The sequence below is a fragment of the Lysinibacillus sp. NPDC056220 genome, assembly GCF_049315265.1.
Taxonomy (GTDB): Bacteria; Bacillota; Bacilli; order Bacillales_A; family Planococcaceae; genus Lysinibacillus; species Lysinibacillus pinottii.
In genome coordinates this window covers 667,801-688,825 of sequence record NZ_JBMOXD010000002.1, presented here as the reverse complement: position 1 = coordinate 688,825, position 21,025 = coordinate 667,801, and the positions used below count along the sequence as shown (strand labels likewise).

Annotated in this window: 19 protein-coding genes; 5 read left to right on the top strand and 14 right to left on the bottom strand. The window is 39.1% G+C overall.

Annotated elements, in window-relative coordinates; translation table 11 throughout:
* The first annotated feature begins 153 nt into the window (after positions 1 to 153).
* The gene (locus tag ACOZBY_RS08415; RefSeq protein WP_012295024.1) at positions 154 to 1,206 is read left to right on the top strand and encodes a Cj0069 family protein; all 1,053 of its coding nucleotides are present in this window, start codon (positions 154 to 156) and stop codon (positions 1,204 to 1,206) included.
* A gap of 30 nt (positions 1,207 to 1,236) precedes the next feature.
* Here the strand turns inward: ACOZBY_RS08415 and ACOZBY_RS08410 are convergent, their stop codons facing one another.
* The 3 genes from ACOZBY_RS08410 to ACOZBY_RS08400 all read right to left on the bottom strand — a co-directional run bounded on the left by ACOZBY_RS08410 (position 1,237) and on the right by ACOZBY_RS08400 (position 4,532).
* On the bottom strand, positions 1,237 to 1,869 hold the full coding sequence (locus ACOZBY_RS08410; protein WP_031417445.1) for a LysE family transporter: 633 nt from the start codon (positions 1,867 to 1,869) through the stop codon (positions 1,237 to 1,239).
* 116 nt (positions 1,870 to 1,985) lie between these two features.
* Positions 1,986 to 2,729 carry a tetratricopeptide repeat protein gene (locus tag ACOZBY_RS08405; protein ID WP_036216791.1) on the bottom strand — a complete coding sequence of 248 codons (744 nt, stop codon included), beginning with the start codon at positions 2,727 to 2,729 and terminating at the stop codon, positions 1,986 to 1,988.
* Between the two features lie 87 nt (positions 2,730 to 2,816).
* Positions 2,817 to 4,532: a methyl-accepting chemotaxis protein gene (locus ACOZBY_RS08400; RefSeq protein ID WP_031417441.1), complete on the bottom strand. Its 1,716-nt coding sequence runs from the start codon at positions 4,530 to 4,532 to the stop codon at positions 2,817 to 2,819.
* A gap of 206 nt (positions 4,533 to 4,738) precedes the next feature.
* Between ACOZBY_RS08400 and ACOZBY_RS08395 the strand changes: the two genes are divergently transcribed.
* From ACOZBY_RS08395 to nspC, 3 genes are all read left to right on the top strand, one after another.
* Complete coding sequence (locus ACOZBY_RS08395) at positions 4,739 to 4,945, top strand: hypothetical protein (protein ID WP_012295028.1); 207 nt, start codon at positions 4,739 to 4,741, stop codon at positions 4,943 to 4,945.
* A gap of 227 nt (positions 4,946 to 5,172) precedes the next feature.
* A complete protein-coding gene (locus ACOZBY_RS08390) occupies positions 5,173 to 6,402 on the top strand; it encodes a saccharopine dehydrogenase family protein (RefSeq protein WP_012295029.1) in 1,230 nt (409 codons plus the stop codon).
* Entirely contained in the window at positions 6,399 to 7,538 is a 1,140-nt protein-coding gene (gene nspC / locus ACOZBY_RS08385) for a carboxynorspermidine decarboxylase (protein ID WP_031417437.1), read from the top strand. The genes ACOZBY_RS08390 and nspC overlap by 4 nt, the downstream gene beginning before the upstream one ends.
* 131 nt (positions 7,539 to 7,669) lie before the next feature.
* Here the strand turns inward: nspC and ACOZBY_RS08380 are convergent, their stop codons facing one another.
* The 5 genes from ACOZBY_RS08380 to mce all read right to left on the bottom strand — a co-directional run bounded on the left by ACOZBY_RS08380 (position 7,670) and on the right by mce (position 12,487).
* Positions 7,670 to 8,158: a chemotaxis protein CheW gene (locus ACOZBY_RS08380; RefSeq protein WP_008181662.1), complete on the bottom strand. Its 489-nt coding sequence runs from the start codon at positions 8,156 to 8,158 to the stop codon at positions 7,670 to 7,672.
* Between the two features lie 27 nt (positions 8,159 to 8,185).
* Entirely contained in the window at positions 8,186 to 9,301 is a 1,116-nt protein-coding gene (locus tag ACOZBY_RS08375) for a M20/M25/M40 family metallo-hydrolase (protein ID WP_200990476.1), read from the bottom strand.
* Between the two features lie 137 nt (positions 9,302 to 9,438).
* Entirely contained in the window at positions 9,439 to 10,392 is a 954-nt protein-coding gene (locus tag ACOZBY_RS08370) for a hypothetical protein (RefSeq protein WP_012295033.1), read from the bottom strand.
* A gap of 128 nt (positions 10,393 to 10,520) precedes the next feature.
* Positions 10,521 to 12,068 (bottom strand): acyl-CoA carboxylase subunit beta, encoded by a 1,548-nt coding sequence (locus ACOZBY_RS08365; protein ID WP_200990477.1) that lies wholly within the window; start codon positions 12,066 to 12,068, stop codon positions 10,521 to 10,523.
* A gap of 5 nt (positions 12,069 to 12,073) precedes the next feature.
* Positions 12,074 to 12,487, bottom strand: coding sequence for a methylmalonyl-CoA epimerase (mce, locus tag ACOZBY_RS08360; RefSeq protein ID WP_012295035.1), 414 nt, complete (start codon positions 12,485 to 12,487; stop codon positions 12,074 to 12,076).
* Positions 12,488 to 12,612: 125 nt separating this feature from the next.
* Here mce and prli42 point away from each other — a divergent pair, with 125 nt between their 5' ends.
* Positions 12,613 to 12,708 (top strand): stressosome-associated protein Prli42, encoded by a 96-nt coding sequence (gene prli42, locus ACOZBY_RS08355; RefSeq protein WP_150907189.1) that lies wholly within the window; start codon positions 12,613 to 12,615, stop codon positions 12,706 to 12,708.
* 21 nt (positions 12,709 to 12,729) lie between these two features.
* On the opposite strand, the gene ACOZBY_RS08350 is transcribed toward prli42, so the two are convergent.
* The 6 genes from ACOZBY_RS08350 to ACOZBY_RS08325 form a co-directional block, all read right to left on the bottom strand.
* Complete coding sequence (locus ACOZBY_RS08350; RefSeq protein ID WP_332289964.1) at positions 12,730 to 13,692, bottom strand: aromatic acid exporter family protein; 963 nt, start codon at positions 13,690 to 13,692, stop codon at positions 12,730 to 12,732.
* Between the two features lie 206 nt (positions 13,693 to 13,898).
* Positions 13,899 to 14,339 (bottom strand): BrxA/BrxB family bacilliredoxin, encoded by a 441-nt coding sequence (locus tag ACOZBY_RS08345; RefSeq protein WP_031417430.1) that lies wholly within the window; start codon positions 14,337 to 14,339, stop codon positions 13,899 to 13,901.
* A 165-nt stretch (positions 14,340 to 14,504) separates the two neighbouring features.
* The gene (meaB, locus tag ACOZBY_RS08340) at positions 14,505 to 15,590 is read right to left on the bottom strand and encodes a methylmalonyl Co-A mutase-associated GTPase MeaB (RefSeq protein WP_012295038.1); all 1,086 of its coding nucleotides are present in this window, start codon (positions 15,588 to 15,590) and stop codon (positions 14,505 to 14,507) included.
* A complete protein-coding gene (gene scpA, locus ACOZBY_RS08335) occupies positions 15,590 to 17,743 on the bottom strand; it encodes a methylmalonyl-CoA mutase (protein ID WP_200990478.1) in 2,154 nt (717 codons plus the stop codon). The genes meaB and scpA overlap by 1 nt, the downstream gene beginning before the upstream one ends.
* Positions 17,740 to 19,443 (bottom strand): methylmalonyl-CoA mutase family protein, encoded by a 1,704-nt coding sequence (locus ACOZBY_RS08330; protein WP_197150125.1) that lies wholly within the window; start codon positions 19,441 to 19,443, stop codon positions 17,740 to 17,742. The genes scpA and ACOZBY_RS08330 overlap by 4 nt, the downstream gene beginning before the upstream one ends.
* Positions 19,444 to 19,564: 121 nt before the next feature.
* The gene (locus ACOZBY_RS08325; protein WP_036164099.1) at positions 19,565 to 20,908 is read right to left on the bottom strand and encodes a dihydrolipoamide acetyltransferase family protein; all 1,344 of its coding nucleotides are present in this window, start codon (positions 20,906 to 20,908) and stop codon (positions 19,565 to 19,567) included.
* Positions 20,909 to 21,025 lie beyond the last annotated feature (117 nt).

Here is a 21,025-nt window from a genome sequence, read left to right as displayed (position 1 = left end):
CTGATTTTTCTGACTGTCAGTAGTCAATACCTCCTATATTAAATATTGGTTTATATGAATTAATACATAAAATTTACATATTTCATATATCTTTTCTCCTTGTTTGTCTACTATACTGAAAATAAATGACAAATAAAAAGGGAGGTATTAGTTATGAATAAAAAAGTTATTTTTTTTGAGGTTGAAGGTGGCACAGACAAAGGATCAGATGGCTATCGTCCAGATACAATGCCAATGGTGGAAGCTTTAAAGCAACGTGGGCAAGATGCAGAGGTGTTATTTTTTGATATTGCAAAAAAACAGCAAATTTTTGACTACGTAAAGGAACATGGTGCTGCCTATGTATCCCGTATAAACCCCGGCAACTTGCAGCATGAGGAAGAATATTTCGCGATGCTTCGAGAACTTTGCCAAGTAGGCGTCATCGGCATGCCACATCCCGATGCGATGATTAGCTATGGCTCTAAAGATGTATTATCAAAGCTTACTGCTACCAATTTAGTACCTGATGATACATTTGCCTACTATACAATCGAAGCATTTAAAGCACAATTTCCTACTTCTCTAGCGTTAACAGAACGTGTTCTGAAGCAAAATCGTGGTTCTACGGGTGAAGGTATTTGGCGTGTAAAATTAGTAGAGCCTCTAGCCGAAGGAATTACCGAAGTTCCATTAGATGCACAAATTAAATGTACCGAAGCAAAAGATAATCATGTTGAATATTGGTCTCTCGGAGACTTCATGACATTTTGTGAGCCATATATTACTGGATTGAATGGTATGTTAATCGATATGCGATTTCTTCCACGTATTACAGAAGGTGAAGTTCGCTTATTGATGTTGCGCAATCACCCCGTTCACGTGGTACATAAAAAACCTGCTAATACTGAGGATGCCTTTAGTGCAACATTATTCTCAGGTGCACAATATCGCTATGATCAACCAGAGGATTGGCCTGAGCTTGTCGAAAGCTTTTTATCACAGCTACCTCAAGTAACGAACCTGTTAGGAGGATATGACTTACCTCTTATCTGGACAGCTGATTTTATGTTAGACACAGATGAAGCTGGCAAGGATTGCTATATTTTAGGTGAAATGAATTGTTCATGTGTGGGCTTTACTTCAGAGCTCTCCTTAGCACATCAAGTAGCAGAAGAAATTTTGGCTTGTCTCCAAGAGCAGACAATTGTAGTTACTCCATCATAAAAAAAAGTGCGATCTGAGAGATCGCACTTTTCATATATAAATTTTAATTGCTTGTATAAATTCATATATAAAATAACCAGCAAAGCCAAATAACAAGAATCCTGCGACAATCGTAAATGTTTTAATCATCTTCCGATTCATCGCTTTACGCGTAACTGAGACAATAGTTAGTAAACCGATATCGTGGAGTAAAATTCCACTCAGGACACCAGCAGCAATAATTAAAAAGCTTGTTTGCTCCCCTTGTCCGTAAGATTTAGCTAGAACAACGCCGAATACATTGACCCAAAAAACAAGGTTACCAGGGGATATAGCTACCAATAATCCATTCAAGTAAGAAGCAAAAAAGGACTTGGTTACTTTTTCTCCTGCCAATGTAATATCATGATCGGCATTCTTAATAGAGTCATACCCTAACAAGAATAAAAAGCCCGCTCCAATGATCCACATCGGAAGCTGTACCATAGGCATAGCCAAAATGGAGGCTAATCCCATATACAAGGCAAAAACTAATACGATGTCAATGGTCATGCCACCAAGCCCTACAGCCCAGCCGTGCAGAAAACCATTTTTAAGTCCTTGCTTTGTCATTTCGACTGTAATTGCACCTACAGGCATGGCAATGGCAAGTCCCACCAATACATACGCTACATATAAACTCAAAAAAACACTTCTTTCATGTCATCGATAAGCTTCATACGTCCGTTTATACTTCTACATTAGCATAAATATACTTAAAAGGAAATAATTATTAATAGTTTAACGTCTCTTTTCTAGATTTATAGCATTTGTTTTTTCCATTGTCTTAACACATCATTCGATTTCACAAGATCCATTTTCAAGGTGATTTGCTTTGTAGAACAGCGTTTTTCAGCTCTCTTCCAAGCCTCCTCTAAAGCAGGTAAATAGCTTAAATTTTTTGTAGTAGCTACAAGCTGTAAAAAAATATTACCTTGAATATAGTGCCAGCGAGGATTCATACCATCTAGCTTTATAGCCTCCTCAATTAGTCTAAGTGCTAAATAAGGGCTTCCCTCATGACGATTTAAAAATTGAGCAAAAGCACCCCAATACAGACCTTTGTTAGGCTGTAATTTAATAGCCTCTGCAAATTGAACCATCGCTTTGTCTTGTTCTTTAGTAAGGACGTAATATTCAGCCATCGTATAATAAGCGTTTGCCTGTGCTTCAATGGGTCCTGCTAATAATTCTTCTATTACTTTCCCAAACTGTTCATCATCTTGAGTACCGATATAGGCTGTAAGAACATCTCGCTCTGGGTACGAACCATCTGTACGTTCTTTACTTTGCATTATTTTTTCATCAGTCGTTTCAGGCATATCGGCATATCCATTTGCCTCCAGTAATGCAACATGTTGCTGAATAAGTTGATGGGTCTCGTCAGTTAAATTTATTTGGCTGGCAAGTATCTCCTTTGCTAGCTGGTAGCTCTCTTTTACTTGACCACTTAAAAATAAGTCATTTATTTGCTGTACTTGCTCATCCATTTGTTTTACCACCATTAAATCCTCACCTTCACTAAAAGAAAAATCTTATGGATAGTGTACCATCTTAGACAGGCAAGCAAAAGATAACTTATCCTAATTTTTCTACAATTCTTTTAATTTAAATGCTTTTACGTGTTGCTCTAGTGTATGTGCCATATGGGTCGTTTCATTCGAACTTTGTGCAACCTCATCAATACTTGCTGTTGTTTGCTGGGCTGCTAAGGTAATTCTATTCATGGCTTCCTCAATGTCTCTAATGGATTCTGTTAGTTGTTGTATCATCTGGACAATTTGAGCTGACTTTTCATTTTCAGCAGTCACTGCATGAGAAATACTTATTATTTCCTCAACTGTCTTCGCTACAGCGCTTGAAATATTTCCTAAGGATTGTGCTGTCAAACCAACTGTCTCTGTTCCTTTTTCAATATATTGCGTATTATCATTCGTTGATGACATCACTTGCTGAACATGTTTCAGCATATCCTGAATAAGCTGTTCAACCTGTAATACTTCTGCATTGGACTGCTCTGCTAGCTTTCGCACCTCCTCAGCAACAATCGCAAAGCCTTTTCCATGCTCTCCTGCCCTAGCCGCCTCGATAGAAGCATTCAGGGCTAGTAAATTCGTTTGTGATGCAATACTAGCAATCGATGTTGTAATTGCCTGTATTTTAGCAGCAGACGTAACTAAGTTTTCAACAGTATGCTTTACTTCATCTGAACCACTTTGAATCGATACCATATCATTGTTTATATCTTTGGCTAGCCTTTCTCCATCTGTTGCTAGTTTCATAGTTTCTCGTGCATTATGAGCACTATCAGTAGCATTGTTCTGGATTACCTGCAAGTCCTTAGCTAAGGAGGTTAACACTTCGGTAGCATTTTCAGCGTGATGCATACCTGCCGTCACAGTGCTTGTTACTTCTTCGATATTATGAGCGACCTCTTGAATTGTGTTCGTCATATCGTTTAAGGTGCAAGCGGTTTCATCTGCATTATTAGCAAGTGTATTAGAGGTAGAACGCATGGTCATGATCATACTTTGCAGGCTAGCTGTCATACGATTTAATGTCTTCGCTAAATCCTCAACCTCATCCTTGCTGTTTATTTTTGTTTCCGCTACCGCTAAATTGCCATTTGCAATTTCTTTGGCTTGTTGAATAAGGACACTAATTGGCTTCACTTTTCGCCGGATTAAAAACCCTGTAATAATTGAAGCAATTAGCATAGGGAAAATACTAATTAATATGCCGCTCCGAACAACATCCCATGTACGTTCCTTAACAATATTGGCATCAAAATCGATGACACTGATGGCAATAATCTCTTTACTCGAATCGTGGTCTTTGAAAATGGGGGCATAGCCTGATAAGCGATCCATGCCAGCAAATGTATAGGGCTGAGAATACGTTGGATGCTTATCTTGTAACAGCCTATCAATCGCCTCTTTATCAAGATAGAAAGAATCCCCAGGTGCAAAACCTTTCTCGGCTAAATGGTCATCCAGCGCTAACAATGTTCCATCAAGGGACAGAATATATTGAGTTTGAAAAATATCTTTGTGTCCAGTTGTCCAGTTTAAATCATTCCCAATACGTTCCCGAGCAGCCTGGTCCCCACGCATGGCCTTGTCCATCTGCTCAGGAGATAATAAACCGGTTGTAATATTGGCACATCCATATGCCTCCACACCAGCAGCATCATAAAGTTTATTGTAAGCAGTTATGTATGTAGCGAACGATGTAATCCCTAGCATGACCACTAAAATACCAGCAATAATCGTTCCAAGTTGAAAAGTTAATGAATTTCGTAATTTCACGATTCATCTTCTCCCCCTTTCTTGTAATAATCTAAAAATTTTCCCCTTATTTTTTCATCATACTATAAAAAGATGTATTTAAAAAGCATCTTTATTTTTCCTAAAGAAACAAAAACATTGGATAAAAGTTCTGAATTATGCAATAATTGGGGTTCACTAACTTAATTATGAGGCATTCAATAAATCATCTACTAGGGGGGCTTACAATGAATAAACGTTTTCATTTTGTATCGCTTATTACTGGAAATTTGCTAACAATAGGAGCTATCTTCATTTATGCTATGCAAAGCCAAGTACATGTAGCCCTCAGTACGTATGGACTAGTAATGGGATTTCTAAGTACTTTACTTGTGATTTTCTTTTATGTATGGGGAGATGAAAAGCAACAAATATCAAGTCGATTTTTAAAATAAAAAGAGTGATGCGCAGTTCTGATGTTTCAAGCAATGATGTCCCTTGCTACCTTTGTAGAACAGGGATTTTTCCATGTTTTCCAGGCTATTTCATTATGATTACGTCTAATTGATGTAGAAAAATTAAATTTTTTGTAGAAAATTTTAAAACAATGATTGAGTACTATATCAAATTTCTGTATAATCAGCTTGTTTGACAATACTTTTATGAACTTGGGGGTAGACAATTGGGTAAAGCATTGATTATCGGAGCTGGCGGAGTTGCCAGTGTTGTGGTACACAAGTGTGTTCAAAATTCGGACGTATTTGAGGAAATTTGTATCGCAAGTAGAACTGTTTCAAAATGTGACGCTCTAAAAGAAAAACTAGACGGCGGAAAAACAAAAATTCATACTGCACAGGTAGACGCAGATAATACAGAAGAGGTTATTGAGCTTATTAAAGCTTTTGGACCAGATGTAGTGATTAACGTTGCCCTACCTTATCAGGACTTAACGATTATGGATGCTTGCTTAGCGACAGGTGTGCACTATGTGGATACTGCAAACTACGAGCCACCTGAGACGGCAAAATTTGAATATAAATGGCAATGGGCTTATAAAGAAAAGTTTGAAAAAGCTGGCTTAACTGCATTACTTGGTAGCGGTTTTGACCCAGGTGTAACAGGGGTTTTCACAGCTCATGCGCAAAAACATGAATTTGATGAAATCCACTATATTGATATTGTGGATGCAAATGCAGGAGATCATGGTTATCATTTCGCAACAAACTTCAACCCAGAAATTAACATTCGTGAAATTACTGCGAATGGTCGTTACTGGAAAGAAGGCGAGTGGGTTGAAACAGCACCACTTGAGAAAAAAGAAGTTTATAACTTACCAGAAATCGGACCAAAAGATATTTACCTTCTATACCATGAAGAGCTTGAATCTCTTGCAAAAAATATTAAAGGTTTAAAACAAATCCGCTTCTGGATGACGTTCTCTGAAAAATACTTAACACACTTAAAAGTATTAGAAAACGTTGGTATGACATCTATCGAGCCAATCGAATTTGAAGGTCAAATGATTCAACCAATCCACTTCCTAAAAGCGGTGTTACCAGACCCAGCTTCTCTAGGACCTCGCACAAAAGGTAAAACAAATATCGGCTGTATCATTCGCGGTCTAAAAGACGGTCAAGAAAAAACGTATTATGTGTACAACGTATGTGACCACGAAGAATGCTATAACGAAGTGGGGTCACAAGCGATTTCTTACACAACTGGCGTACCTGCTATGATTGGTGCAATGCTTGTAATGAACGGAGAATGGCGTAAACCAGGTGTTTGGAATGTAGAAGATTTCAATCCAGATCCATTCATGGATGCATTAAATAAATGGGGTCTACCATGGCAAGAAAGCCATAACCCAGAGTTACTTGACCTTGATTTAGATGCAAAGGAATTAAGCCGATGAAACCAATTGATTTTTCAAAAGTTCCATCCCCTTCTTATGTAGTGGATGAGCGATTATTAACAAAAAATCTTGAGCTTTTAAAATCAATTCAAGATCGTACAGGCTGCCGTATATTACTAGCCCTGAAAGGATTCTCTATGCATTCAACATTCCCACTAGTAGGGGAATATTTAGCAGGCATTACAGCTAGCTCCCTGCATGAGGCCCGTCTAGGCTACGAAAAAATGGGCAAAGAAGTTCACGTTTATGCACCTGCTTATATTGAGCATGAAATGGACGAGCTTCTAGGCTATGTGGATCACATTGTATTTAACTCATTTAACCAATGGGCTCAGTTCAAGGATAAAGTGAAATCTGCTGGTAAAACAATTGAATGTGGTATTCGTGTGAATCCTGAGTACTCTGAAATTGAAACAGCTCTTTACGATCCTTGCTATACGAATTCCCGTCTTGGAACGACTTTGGCTAACTTCGATAAATCTCAACTTGACGGCATTGATGGCTTACACTTCCATGCAATGTGTGAACAAAACTCGGATACGTTAGAGCGTATTATTGAAGTAGTTGAAGAAAAATTTGGTGATGTCTTACATCAAATGAAATGGTTGAATTTCGGTGGTGGTCACCATATTACACGTGAAGATTATGATGTAGAGAAGCTTGTGAACATCATTAATTATATCCAAGAAAAATATAACCTGCTTGTGTATTTAGAGCCAGGTGAAGCAGTGGCCCTTAATACTGGCTATTTAGTAGCTACAGTGTTAGATATTCAAGAAAATGGGATGGATCTTGCTATTTTAGATACGTCGGCAACATGTCATATGCCTGATGTACTTGAAATGCCATACCGTCCAATGATTATTGGTTCTGGTCAAGCTAATGAATTTGCCCACACGTACCGCTTGGGTGGACTAACATGTCTTGCTGGTGATGTTATAGGCGACTATTCATTTGAACAGCCATTAAAACCAGGAGATCGTCTGGTATTTACGGATATGGCGCATTATTCCATGGTCAAAAACCATATGTTTAACGGTGTTAACCTACCTTCTATCGTTTCATACAATGATGAAGAAGGTATTAAAATTATTCGCGAATTCAAATTTGAAGACTACAGTGGTCGTCTTTCTTAAGAACATGAAAAAGCCCTTCCGTTTTTTTTGCAGGAAGGGCTTTTTTAGCTGTATAGTCTTCTAACTTTCAACGTTGTGATAGCCATATTGGGGTGTGTTCACAATTACATTCTAAAGGAAAACGTAGAAGCCTAAGCCTCTACGTTTTCCTTTTCATTCTCGAGCATTTTGTGTAAATAATTAATAATTTCACGTATTCCTTCTAATGAATTGACGAGTATTTTTGGGTCAACATACGTAATCATTCGGTTTTCAAGATTAGCCACAGCTGTAAAGTAGCGAGTTTTACTATAATTCACAAGTCCTAACTGTTGAAGTATTGACTCATCTAAATCAAGAATTTCACGAGCTTCCGTAACAAGTAACCCATAGTTAACAACATCAGTATTCAATACAATTACCCGAGCAGTTGCTGTATTGGAAGAGCGATTATATAATATTCGTTCAAAGTCTAGAACAGGCACAAGTTCCCCACGAATTCTTGTAAAACCTAAAAGATAGTTAGGTAAGTGAGGAATAGGTGTTACCTGCTCTAATTTTTCAATTGAAATCGCTTGCTCTACTGGCACTGCATATTCTTCTGTACCACAAGCAAAAACTACTGCTTTTACACTTTCCATATGGTCACACCCTTCAAATTCAACTCATTATTTTTTGGCAGATTCTTTAACAATCTCAACTAGTAAATCTGCTAATTTCTCTAATTCTTCAACGGGAATTTTTTCATTTGTCGTATGAATATCCTCATACCCTACAGATAGATTAACGGTTGGGATACCAAAGCCTGCAATTACATTTGCGTCGGACCCTCCACCTGAAATTCCTAATGTAGGTGTACGATCTATTTGACGTGCAGCAGCCATTGCCACTTGAACGACTTTGTCTGACTCGGTTACACGGAAACCTGGATACATAAGCTTCACTTCAACTTCAGCTCGTGCCCCTAATGATGCAGATACTTGTTCAAATGTTTCTTGCATATGCTTTGTTTGAGCATCTAATTTAGTTTTATCAATCGAACGCGCTTCAGCTAGAATCGTAACTTCATCGCAAACAATGTTTGTCGCCTGTCCACCCTCAAATCGTCCAATATTGGCGGTTGTTTCTTCATCTAATCGACCTAGCTTCATTTGTGCAATACATTTTGACGCGACTGTAATAGCTGAAATTCCTTTTTCTGGCGAAACCCCAGCATGCGCAGTTTTACCGATAATCTTTGCGAAAATTTTAGCTTGGAACGGAGCTGCTGTGACGATACCTCCAACTTTACCATCACTATCCACAGCAAAGCCATATTTTGCTTTAATCATAGATGGGTCTAATTCTTTGGCACCAACAAGACCGCTTTCTTCACCAGCTGTAATAATAAACTCAATATCCCCGTGCTCAATATTTTGCTCTTTTAAGCGTTTGACCATTTCTAGTAATGCTGCTAGTCCAGCCTTATCGTCCGCACCTAAAATCGTTGTACCATCAGATACAATATAACCATCTTCACGTAATGATGGCTTTATGCCTTTACCAGGAACAACCGTATCCATATGAGAGGTAAAATAGATTGGCTCAACATCTAATGTGCCTTTTAAAGTGGCAATAATATTGCCTGCACCATGTCCGTTACGTGTATGTGCGTCATCTTGGACTACTGTAAATCCAAGTGCTGATAACTTATCGACTAATATTGGTGCAATTTCTTGTTCATATTTTGTTTCTGAATCAATCTGAACGAGCTCAAAAAACTCTTCCACTAAACGACTTGTCATGTTGTAAAACTCCCTTAGTTTACGTGTTTTTCCACGTTATAGTATAGGTATTATTTTAGCACAACGTCAGAAGAGTTGAAATCATTCCACAACACTACCCACATAAAAAAGTCTGAGACATTCATCTCAGACTCAGCTTAAGCATTCAAAATCGCTCCTTGCTCTTGTTCAATTGTTTGTAGATAGTTCGATGCTTTATGATGTTTATCCTGTAAACGCCAAATTGTATTATGTACATCATCTTGGATACGTGACACCTGTTCTCTTGCGGTTGAAATTTTGGAATGGACCGACCAAGCTGAAAAAAGATCATCGAAGAAGTAATCAGCAAATTTAACAAAACCATCTGTTTCGATCTGTAGTGTCTTGGTAGACATCACATGAACATCTAATAACTCATTATGAAAACGCTGTAACGCTATTTGGGCACTATGTATATAATTTTCTGAGTGATTAAGCGCATCATGTTTTAAGTGTGTTGCAATAATTCCACCGCCAAAAAATGTATCCCACGTCGAATATCCGTTAGCCGAATGGAGGGAAGCAGCTGCTTGCCCCAACTTTGTCAGAGCCACCTCCCCTGCCTCCTCTGCTTCTTGAATTTCAGCAATCAGTTGCTTTGTGAGTAATTTTTCCTCAGCTAAATGCTCCAATCTCTGTGCTTGTATAGAATCATGCCTTTGTAAATAGCCCTTCTTTTTAGCGTGTATCTTCTGAAGCTCATCCTGTAATGCTATTTCATCAATCTGAGCTAATTTCTGGGTTACATGAAACTTATCTTCGCTTAAATCCATCTGCATTTTCTTCGCTTCTTTAATTTTTAATTCAAGCACGGCCGCTTTATCAATTTTCTCAGCCCGTAATTCATCCTGTTGCCCCGTCCAAGTCCGAATCATATTCATAAATGAGAAACCCTCTAATTTATGGAGCTTTGACCGAATTTGATCGAGTGCCCTAGAATGTTTATTGATTTCCTGTTGTGTATAGTCAATCTGCTTGTCAATTAACAGTCCTTGCTCGTTTAGCCTTGCCGATTTTCTTAGTTGTGTATGAATCTTTTCCTGCTCTTTTTGTAATTGCTTCCATTCCATTCATATCAACTCCTTATATATCAGTACGGTTGAAAAAGAAAAATGTTTCAACTTTCATTGATTATCTGGCATACCAATTTTTGAAAAGTAAAAGCCTAGTAACTATATAGCTACTAGGCTTGGACATTTTATAATGGAATATTACCATGTTTTTTCTCAGGACGCGTTTCCTGTTTAGTAGATAACATATCAAGTCCTTGAATCAGTTTGATACGTGTATCTCTTGGATCAATAACATCGTCTACCATACCGCGAGATGCTGCAACATATGGATTGGCAAATTTTTCTTTATATTCTTCAATTTTTGCGGCACGTGTTGCTTCTGGATCATCTGATTTCGCAATTTCACGGGCAAAAATGATGTTTGCAGCTCCGGCAGCTCCCATAACTGCAATTTCAGCATTTGGCCAAGCAAATACAAGGTCCGCACCGATTGATTTAGAATTCAGGGCCACGTAAGCGCCTCCATAAGCTTTACGTAAAATCACTGTAATCTTTGGTACAGTTGCTTCTGAATAAGCATAAAGAATTTTCGCACCATGACGAATGATTCCGCCATGTTCTTGTTTAACACCTGGGAAGAAACCAGATACGTCTTCAAATGTAATGATTGGAATATTGTAAGCATCGCAAGTACGGATAAAACGAGCCGCTTTATCGGAAGAATCAATATCTAATCCTCCAGCAAGTACTTTTGGTTGGTTACAAACAAGGCCAACTGACTCACCAGCAATACGTGCAAAGCCAACGACAACGTTTTTCGCAAATTCTGCATGAACTTCCATGAATGAACCTTCATCCACTACTTGCTCAACGACTTTACGTACATCGTAAGGACGTGTTGTTTCAATTGGCACTGTATCCACGATTTCTGGACGGTAGTCATCTCCCTCTGGTCGAGCTTGACGAGGTGCTTTTTCTTTATTGTTTTGTGGTAAATAGCTTAATAGTTTTCTTATTTCTTGAATTGCCTCTTCTTCAGATGGTGCACGGAAATGGGCATTTCCACTTACTGCATTATTTACTTTCGAACCACCTAAATCTTCAGCAGAGATTTTTTCGCCTGTCACTGTTTCTATTACTTTAGGTCCTGTTATAAACATTTGAGATGTTTTGTCTACCATTAAGATAAAGTCTGTAATTGCAGGAGAGTATACTGCTCCTCCAGCACATGGCCCCATAATCACTGAGATTTGCGGAATAACGCCTGAGTAAATCGCATTACGGTAGAAAATATGACCATAGCCATCTAGTGAAAGAACACCCTCTTGGATACGGGCGCCACCTGAATCGTTAATACCGATAAATGGTGTGCCATTTTTTGCAGCGAGATCCATAACTGTTGCCATTTTTTTTGCATGCATTTCACCTAGTGCTCCACCAAACACTGTAAAGTCTTGAGAGAATAAGTATACTGGACGCCCGTTAATTTTACCGAACCCAGTTACAACACCATCCCCAGGGCCTTCCATTTTCTCCATTCCGAAGTCTACTGTACGGTGAGTAATAAATGGGTTAATTTCAAAAAATGTACCTTCGTCTAGTAATAAATCAATACGTTCACGAGCTGTTAATTTCCCTTTTTCATGCTGTTTTTCGATGCGCTCATAGCCACCACCAAGTTCAATTACCGTCTTACGATCATACAAGTCATTGATTTTGTCGAACATATCCATATTAATCACTTATCCCCTTTTCCACTTTTATCACATAATTCATATAACACCCCGAAAGAAGATTTAGGATGCATGAACGCAACCTCTGCACCTCCAGCACCAGGTCCTGGCTCTTCCGATAAAAGACGTACACCTTTTTCACGAAGCTCAACCATACGCTCACGAATTCCTGTCACACCAAAAGCAATATGGTGAATACCTTCTCCACGTTTTTCAATAAATCCATGAATGGCACTTTTTTCACTCATTGGTTCTAATAGCTCCAATTTCACGTTGCCTGCGTCGATAAAGGCAACTCGAACTTGTTGTGAGTCTACTTCTTCCACTTTTAACAACTTTAAACCTAAAGTTTCTGTATAATATGTAATGCGTTCATCAAGATCGCGCACCGCAATCCCAATATGGTCTACTTTCTCCATGGTGACATCTCCTTCTGTTATGGTACATACTCTATTTTACAGACTTTTTTGTCAAAACTCTACTACTTGAGAAATTTTTCAGATTTGATAAACTATTTATAAGAAAAGAAGGAGCGAACGAGCATATGAGTAATAAAAAGTTTCAAAAAATCGTTGTTTATACTATGGTCGCAATCATGCTAATTTCATCTCTAGCATTTGGCTTATCGATGCTAGTTTAAGGCAAGACCATAGCGTCCACACTACTGTGGGCGCTCTTTTTTTACCTTTAAACCCTTAAATGATTGCTTTATTTCTAAATACCTGTCCATTTCCTCGATAAACTGATAGAGTGCGGCTTGTGCGATGAATTGCTCATGATTTTGCGGTAATGGTAGCTGCGAGAAATCATGTTTCACCTGCTCTAGCTTTTCACGATAGTGACTTGCTGTATTTCCAGAATGAATATGTCCTCCGAGGTCTTGTAAAAAATCTGCCACAATTTCAGCCTCTTGTACTATAACAGGTAATGTTGTAATTTTTGGCAACACTCTTTCGATTATTTCTAGTTGCCTTTCTCGCATATCGAAATACATATAGTAATCATTTTTACGTCTCGTAAAATGGTTTTCAACATCTTTAAATGCTAAGGACTTTGCATCATTTAAAGTTCGAATAGCTTCAATGATCTCATGCCCATCCCATAACGTATCCCCTTGCCGTAAATAGCTAGCAATTTCTAAAAATATCTTGCTGTATAGTTCCTCAATTTTAACTCTATAGTAATTTAATTCCTTTTGAATATCTGGCATATACATATTAATGGCTATACCGGTTCCATAGCCAATAGCCATTAACGCCAATTCATTATAAACAAGCGCCATCGAAAAACTTTTAGCGGCGTAAATGTGCATAATAATAACGACACTAGAAATAAATCCGTCTGCAACTCTCAAGGACACAATCGTTGGAATAAAAAGTAGTAACATACCCGCAAGTGTAAGTGGCTGATAGGAAAAAAGCTCAAAGCTCATAAAGGCAAACACCATGGCCACTATACTAGCAACCAATCGAGTGTAGGCTGCGTGAATGGATTTTTTCTTTGTTGGCTGTACACATAATATCGTTAGAATACCAGCAGAGGCATACGAGGCTAAATGAAAATATTGAGCAATGGCAATAGCAAGTGCTGCACCAATAGCTGTTTTTAAAGTTCGATAGCCGATTGAAAACTTCTTCAGGTCGACTGCCTCCTATCTTTTAGTACTCTTCAGTAAATACCACAAATTATTTAGCCAATATTACAAAAATTTTAATGGTAGTGCTGAACTATCTGTACATGATAATAAGTAGGAAGCCTACATAGATTAACTAACATTCTATGAGGCTTTTCTACTTAGTTATAAAGGATTGTTCTTATGCAAGAATTGTCTTAAAGCTCGTCACAATACTCTTCAAAGTTTGCTTGTAAGTTTGTTACAACTGACATCGGGTCATGTCCTTCAATTTCATAGCGCCCGACTTCAGCCACTACTTGTCCATCTTTTAATAAAACAAATGATGGTGAAGAAGGTAGGTGATCTTCCCCAAAATGATAACGTGCCGCTGCAGTCGCTTCTTTATCTTGCCCTGCAAATACTGTTACTAAGTGATCCGGGCGTTTATCGTAATGTACACATTGCGCTGCAGCTGGACGAGCAATACCACCCGCACAACCGCACACTGAGTTCACCATAACTAATGTTGTACCTGGGCGAGCAAATGCCTCTTCAACAGCCTCTGGTGTTTTTAGCTGTTCGTAACCAGCCGTTTCAATTTCAGCACGAGCTGTTTTTAAAATTTCCTGCATAAATAAATCGTAATCCATATTCATATAGCGATAGCTCCTTTCAAATCGCGTCAATTCAGCTTTTATAGTAGGTATTTGACGCACATACATCTCTTATCATAGCAGTTTGCAACGAATTTGTGCACCCACTTGCTCATACAAGTCAGTTGAATTTTCTAAGCTTTTAAAGAAACTAGTTTACTTCTCTACCTATTCCTCGCTAAATAAACGATCTACACCTTGTGTAACCGTTAGTTGGCCACTTAAGATTTGACGTTCCAGTAGCTGTACCTGTGCTTTACGTTGTGGATTCCCATAAAACATATCTATTAAATGATCAGTAATCATGGATTGGAACCACTCTTTTGTTTGTTTTTGACGTCGAGTAGCCCAATAATGATTTGTTTCAACAATTTGTTTGAATTCCTTTATGGTTCCCCAAACCTTATCGAGACCCCGTTTTTCCAGTGAACTAACGGGCATTGCAGTAGACATCCAGCCTGGTGTTGCCGGCTGTAAAAAATGTAGAATCTGTTTATATTCTGCGACAGTTTTTTTGGCAAGTCGCACATTATCACCATCTGCCTTATGCACAACAATGGCATCTGCTAATTCCATAATGCCCTTTTTCATGCCCTGCAATTCATCCCCGGCCCCAGTTAAAACTAAAAGCAAGAAGAAATCTACCATGCCTCGGACATAGGTTTCGCTTTGTCCCACACCAACTGTTTCAATGAGAATGACATCATAGCCAGCCGCTTCACAAACTAACATCGTTTCACGTGTTTTTTTGTGAACACCCCCAAGGGTACCAGCCGATGGTGAAGGGCGTACAAAAGCAGTCGGCTTCTTGACGAGCTCTTCCATACGCGTTTTATCTCCTAAAATACTGCCTCCGGATAAAGAGGAGCTTGGATCAATCGCAAGAACTGCTACTCGTTTTCCCATGTCACAAAGCATTGTTCCGAAAGCCTCAATGAACGAGCTCTTCCCTGCTCCTGGAACACCCGTAATGCCGATTCGAATACTCTTTCCTGTATGTGGTAGAAGTTCCTGCAAAAGCTCTTGAGCTTGAACTTTATGAGTGGCATTCGAGCTTTCAATGAGGGTAATCGCTTTTGACAAATGTGTGCGAGAGCCTGCACGTACTTGTTGTGCAAGCTCTCGAATATTAACAGTGTCGGCTTTTTTCTTTCGGAATTTTTTAGGTGTACCATATTGCATACCGTCGTGAGTCGCCTCGACTCCGTCCATCACAAACAGCGCACTTTCTTCCATTCCTTTGTTGTTGTCCATTATTCAGACACTTCCTCATAGCCTAAACGTTTGTAAATTTCCTCAATGATTTTCTGTGCGGATACAGGAATCACGGTACCCGGTCCAAAGATAGCTACTGCTCCAGCATTGTAAAGGAAATCATAGTCTTGTGCAGGTATAACACCACCCACAATGATGATAATATCTTCACGCCCTAACTTTTCTAACTCCGTAATCAATTCGGGCACTAATGTTTTATGACCTGCTGCTAACGAAGAGACACCGATGACATGTACATCATTTTCAACGGCCATTTGCGCTGCCTCAGCAGGCGTCATAAATAACGGAGAAATATCTACATCAAAGCCTAAATCGGCATAGCCTGTTGCGACGACCTTGGCTCCACGGTCATGTCCATCTTGTCCCATTTTAGCGACTAAAATACGCGGACGGCGGCCTTCGTTTTCAAGGAATTCTTCTGTCATTTGTTTCACTTCTGAAATTTGCTCCTCATCAGAGAAGTTGGCAGAGTATACACCCGAAATAGAACGAATTACGGCTTTGTGTCGTCCAGAAACCGCTTCAATTGCATCTGAGATTTCACCTAAAGAGGCACGTGCACGAGCCGCATCAACCGCTACAGCTAGTAAGTTTTCCTCGCCATCTTGTGCGGCTTTTGTCAAACGAGCTAAATGTTTTTGAACCTCAGCTTCATCACGTGCTGCTTTCATCGCTTCTAAACGTTCAATTTGCTTTTGTCGAACAATGGTATTATCAATATCTAGAATGTCAATTGGCTCTTCCTTCGTCAGGCGATATTTATTTACACCGACAATCGTCTCTGTCTTGGAGTCAATTTTCGCTTGACGTTTAGCAGCAGCTTCTTCGACTTTCATTTTAGGAAGACCTGTTTCAATTGCTTTCGCCATCCCTCCAAGTGCCTCAATCTCTTCGATTAATGCCCATGCAGATTTGGTAATTTCTTCTGTCAATTTCTCCACGTAGTATGATCCACCCCATGGATCAATTACTTTTGTCATTGCTGTTTCCTCTTGTAAAAATAACTGCGTATTACGTGCAATACGTGCGGAGAAATCCGTTGGAAGTGCAATGGCTTCATCCAATGCATTCGTATGCAGTGATTGTGTATGTCCCATTGATGATGCATTTGCTTCAATTAACGTACGTGCTACATTATTAAACGGATCTTGCTCTGTTAATGACCACCCAGATGTTTGCGAATGGGTACGTAAAGCTAAAGTTTTCGGATTTTTTGGATTAAACGTTGACATCATCTGTGCCCAAATACGGCGTGCCGCGCGCATTTTAGCAACTTCCATATAATAGTTCATGCCAATAGCCCAGAAGAACGATAGACGTGGTGCAAATGCATCGATATCAATGCCTGCTTTCAGTCCTGTACGAACATATTCCAAACCATCTGCTAACGTGTAGGCAAGTTCTATGTCATTCGTTGCCCCCGCTTCTTGAATATGATAACCAGAAATCGAAATAGAGTTAAATTTCGGCATATACTTCGCTGTATATTCAAAAATATCTGCAATGATTTTCATCGACATAGCTGGTGGGTAAATGTATGTATTACGCACCATATATTCTTTTAAAATATCGTTTTGAATCGTCCCTGCTAATTTTTCTGGCGTTACTCCTTGTTCCTCTGCTGCCACTATATAAAATGCAAGAACTGGTAGCACTGCGCCATTCATCGTCATAGAAACAGACATTTGATCTAAAGGGATTTGATCGAATAGAATTTTCATATCCTCGACAGAGTCAATAGCAACACCCGCTTTCCCCACATCTCCTGTAACACGTGGATGATCAGAGTCATAGCCTCTATGAGTTGCTAGGTCAAACGCTACAGATAAACCCTTTTGTCCCATTGCCAGATTTCGCTTGTAAAAGGAATTGGACTCTTCAGCTGTTGAGAAGCCAGCATATTGACGAACTGTCCATGGGCGAGCCACATACATGGTAGGGTATGGTCCACGTGTATTTGGTGCGATACCTGCTACATCATTTAAATGTTTAGCATCCTTGATATCTTCTTTTGTATAAATATCTTTAATTTCAATTCCTTCATTTGTCATAAACTTATCATCAGACGCTTGAGGCGCATTAGCTGATAAAACTTTTTCTATTTCAATTGCATTAAAATTTGGCTTACTCATCGTTGGACCTCCTTCATGCTCGCAAACACTGACTGTAATTTTTCAATGATGTTCTGTCCTGCGAAAATAAAACCGTTTAAGCCATTTGCTAACCAAGCTTCTTCTTCGTCTTTAAATTTCCCAGCTACATCCACAAGTACATCCGCTGGCTTGTCTGCTAAAATGGCATGGACAAATTCTTTTGTATCTTCGTCATTACCTGCAATGACAACATATTTAGCCTCTGTTGCCTTTAACCAAGCAATTGCCTCTTCAACAGTCGTCGCTGGTTCACTTTTTTCAGGAACAAGACCAACCGTATTTAAGAATCCAGCAATAAAATCTGCTCTTGGCTTGGAGCTTTTTAAAGTACCTAATGTTAAAATGCCTGTTTTCACATCGGCTGCCGTCATTTCAGCACGCAGCTTTTCGAATGGAATAGCACTTCGTTTAATGCTAGCAAATAACGGATTTGTTTCACATTCAAATGCGTCTGCTGGATTAGCATAAATATTTGTTCCAATTAATGATTGCTTACGTGTTTGTGCAGCGTGAATACGAGATTGATACGATTTCTCTACTTCTTCAGCGAGCTTGCCAGATGCTGTGTATTCATCAATGCCTCCAGCTGCCTCGATTTCTAAGAATAATGCCCATGCTTCTTTGACAAAATCTGCCGTTAACGACTCGATAAAGTAAGAGCCACCTGCAGGATCTATAACTTTTAAGACATTTGTTTCTTCTTTTAAAATCAATGACACGTTACGAGCAATACGTACTGACTGTTCTGTAGGCTTTGTTAATACATCATGTGGATGAACTGTAAAGAGATCAGCACCGCCTATTAAGCCAGAAAGCGCTTCATTGGAGGATCGTAATAAATTCACGTAGACATCCAATTTAGAGAAGCTTCTTAATGATGTTTCAGCAACTGTTGGTATTTTTACATTTTGTGTAACACCATAGGCAGATGAGAACGCTTTCCAAAGTACTTTAAAAGCACGGAGTTTTGCAATCTCTGTAAAGAATTGTGTATCAACTGCAAAGGATACAAAAAATTTCTTGGAGAATGCCTCGAAGCTTTCTTCCTGTTCTACCCATTTTGCTGCTAATGCAAGTGCATAGGCTAATTCTTGAATGGCGTTGGCACCTTCATTATGATAAATAACTGTGTTAGCGCCGACTGAGCGCACGCTCGGAAATGCATGTAAAGAGATGGGTTGGGTCGAAACGATGAATCCTTGCACAGCTTCTCGTTGATCCAAAGCAATTTTGTCAAACACTGTTAATAATGGGTCTTTTGTATCTTTAATAGTAATTTTAAATGAATATTCTGAGAAATATGATGCTAATTTGACCAATACGTCTTCTGTCCAATCAAAATTAACACGACTGTCAATTGTAATAATTTCATTACCCCTAGCTAAACTGTCATCAAGCTGTGCAAAAAATGCTTCACTCGTATCTGCATGAACTTGCTGAGCTACTTGGAATGCTTGACTATTTTGTAGAGAACGGATTGTGGCAACTTGTCGATCGAGCTCATCACCAAGCTTAGCTACTAAACTTTCTTGTGTGTAAATGGGCTGTAGTGTAACACCCTCATTTGTTTTCGTGAATAGAGACTCAAATGGTTTCCCCTTTAAAGCTTTGATTGCTGCATCTTGCCAGTCAGAATAGGCCGGCTTTTCAAATTCAATATTTTTCATGTTGTTTGACATGCGGACGCTTAATCAGCTTCCCCCCTTAGTAGTTTCTATTTGTTATTCTACATGACAAATTGCGACTCGGAAAGCATAAAAAAAATCGGAAACCCTTATACAGCAGGTTTCCGACAAGTCATCAGTAGACTGACGTCGAAGATTTATTTGTATTTTCGAGTATTTCTTTTACTCTATTTAGGAATTTACCACATACTAGTCCATCCAACACACGATGATCTAATGATAAACATAAATTCACAATATCACGAGCGGCAAACATTCCACCTGGTAAAATGACTGGTTTTTTTACAATACTTTCCACTTGGAGAATGGCAGCTTGTGGATAATTAATGATACCCATTGATTGAATAGAGCCAAATGCTCCCGTATTATTAACGGTAAATGTACCACCTTTAATATCATCCATGGCTAATTTTCCAGTTCGAACTTTGTTAGCAAGCTCATGAATTTCTTTAGCAATTCCTTTAATGGATTTTTCATCCGCGTGTTTTATAACAGGTACGAATAGTGCATCATCCGTCGCTACTGCAATCGAAATATTGATGTCATGCTTTTGAATAATTTTATCCTCAGCCCACATAGAATTCATCATTGGGAATTCCTTCAAGGCCTGAGCCACTGCTTTTACAAAGAAGGCGAAATATGTAAGATTAAAGCCTTCCTTTTGCTTAAATTCACCTTTTAGGCTATCTCGATAAGCAACTAAATCTGTTACATCCACTTCCATCATCATCCAAGCATGTGGAGCTTCATGGACGCTTCTTACCATGTTATTAGCAATGGCACGACGGACCTTTGTCACTGGGATTTCAATGTCCCCAGGCTGTATAGGTGGTACTGGTGCTGCAGGCTTTTCTGCAAGCTGTGCTGGTGCAGGAGCTGGTTGTTCAGTTGTTGTTTGAATCGCTGCTGGCGTTGGTGCCGCAGTAGTTGCTGTTGGAATATTGCCCGTTTCTATAAGTTTTAATAAATCTTTTCTTGTAATGCGACCACCCTCGCCCGTTCCTGTAACTTGATCAAGGGCAATATCATGCTCCTGTGCAAGTCGTAGAACAGCAGGTGAATAGCGTACTTTGTCCTTACGCGCTTCTTTTGGAGCGACTGAAGAAGGAGTAGAAACGGGTTGTGATGCTTCTTGTTTCTTTTGAACACCTGCATTTAAAATGGCTGTGCTTACTGCCGATTTTTTTTCAGGTGGTGGTGGTGGTAACTCACTATCCCCTGCAATTTCAATCGAGCATACGACTGCGCCCACTGGTAATGTTTGACCTTCTTGTGCAATTAACTCCGTAATAACCCCTTCAAACGACGATGGAATTTCTGCATTTACTTTATCTGTCACAACTTCTGCTAAAGAATCATATTTCTTTACTGTATCGCCAGGCTTTACAAGCCATTTTTCAATTGTACCTTCTGTTACACTTTCGCCGAGCTGTGGCATAGTAATATTTTGAACCGCCATCATTTATTCCTCCCATCAATTAAGCCTAGGCGTCATTGTACCTGATGCAGCGCTATATTAGTAAACGTAGATAGGCAAATAGACAGATTTTGACTTTCAAACGGCTAAGTCAAAATC

Excerpts from the sequence above, each read along its gene's own strand:
- ACOZBY_RS08415 (WP_012295024.1), top strand. The coding sequence starts at position 154 with ATGAATAAAAAAGTTATTTTTTTTGAGGTTGAAGGTGGCACAGACAAA.
- ACOZBY_RS08405 (WP_036216791.1), bottom strand. The coding sequence starts at position 2,729 with ATGGTGGTAAAACAAATGGATGAGCAAGTACAGCAAATAAATGACTTA.
- ACOZBY_RS08395 (WP_012295028.1), top strand. The coding sequence starts at position 4,739 with ATGAATAAACGTTTTCATTTTGTATCGCTTATTACTGGAAATTTGCTA.
- nspC (WP_031417437.1), top strand. The coding sequence starts at position 6,399 with ATGAAACCAATTGATTTTTCAAAAGTTCCATCCCCTTCTTATGTAGTG.
- ACOZBY_RS08380 (WP_008181662.1), bottom strand. The coding sequence starts at position 8,158 with ATGGAAAGTGTAAAAGCAGTAGTTTTTGCTTGTGGTACAGAAGAATAT.
- ACOZBY_RS08375 (WP_200990476.1), bottom strand. The coding sequence starts at position 9,301 with ATGACAAGTCGTTTAGTGGAAGAGTTTTTTGAGCTCGTTCAGATTGAT.
- ACOZBY_RS08370 (WP_012295033.1), bottom strand. The coding sequence starts at position 10,392 with ATGGAATGGAAGCAATTACAAAAAGAGCAGGAAAAGATTCATACACAA.
- ACOZBY_RS08365 (WP_200990477.1), bottom strand. The coding sequence starts at position 12,068 with ATGGATATGTTCGACAAAATCAATGACTTGTATGATCGTAAGACGGTA.
- mce (WP_012295035.1), bottom strand. The coding sequence starts at position 12,487 with ATGGAGAAAGTAGACCATATTGGGATTGCGGTGCGCGATCTTGATGAA.
- prli42 (WP_150907189.1), top strand. The coding sequence starts at position 12,613 with ATGAGTAATAAAAAGTTTCAAAAAATCGTTGTTTATACTATGGTCGCA.
- ACOZBY_RS08345 (WP_031417430.1), bottom strand. The coding sequence starts at position 14,339 with ATGAATATGGATTACGATTTATTTATGCAGGAAATTTTAAAAACAGCT.
- meaB (WP_012295038.1), bottom strand. The coding sequence starts at position 15,590 with ATGGACAACAACAAAGGAATGGAAGAAAGTGCGCTGTTTGTGATGGAC.
- scpA (WP_200990478.1), bottom strand. The coding sequence starts at position 17,743 with ATGAGTAAGCCAAATTTTAATGCAATTGAAATAGAAAAAGTTTTATCA.
- ACOZBY_RS08330 (WP_197150125.1), bottom strand. The coding sequence starts at position 19,443 with ATGTCAAACAACATGAAAAATATTGAATTTGAAAAGCCGGCCTATTCT.
- ACOZBY_RS08325 (WP_036164099.1), bottom strand. The coding sequence starts at position 20,908 with ATGGCGGTTCAAAATATTACTATGCCACAGCTCGGCGAAAGTGTAACA.